Here is a 370-nt window from a genome sequence, read left to right as displayed (position 1 = left end):
CGGCTACGTTTCCCGTCTCTGCAGACGCTACCGGTGCAGCAAGCCACAGGGCAGCGAGCGTTATGAGTAATAAAATCCAATGTCTGTAATTCACACTTGCCATACTCCTGCGCCTTGAATAAACGCAGTTTGGAAATGCGCTCTGCCGTACTTAATATATCTGTCACACGCACGCCGAACTTTTCGTCGATGACGACGACTTCGCCAACCGCGATCAATCTATTGTTGATGAGAATATCCACTGGCTCTCCTGCCAGTTTATCGATTTCGATACTCGAACCTTGTGACATTTCAAGGATGTCTTTGACCATTCGCTTCGTTCGGCCACGTTCTACCCTCCTTTGCCATGGGACGCCTGACCGCCAGTTCA

The 370-nt window shown here is 50.0% G+C and carries 1 pseudogene; it reads right to left on the bottom strand.

Going from position 1 to position 370, the window contains the following annotated elements:
• Positions 1-122: 122 nt before the first annotated feature.
• Positions 123-370, bottom strand: a pseudogene (fliN, locus tag AY633_RS13715) (flagellar motor switch protein FliN); the annotation flags it as partial.

The sequence above is a fragment of the Planococcus maritimus genome, assembly GCF_001592825.1.
GTDB classification, from domain to species: Bacteria; Bacillota; Bacilli; order Bacillales_A; family Planococcaceae; genus Planococcus; species Planococcus maritimus_C.
The sequence above is the reverse complement of the archived record's forward strand: the minus strand, read 5'-3'. Positions and strand labels throughout refer to the sequence as shown.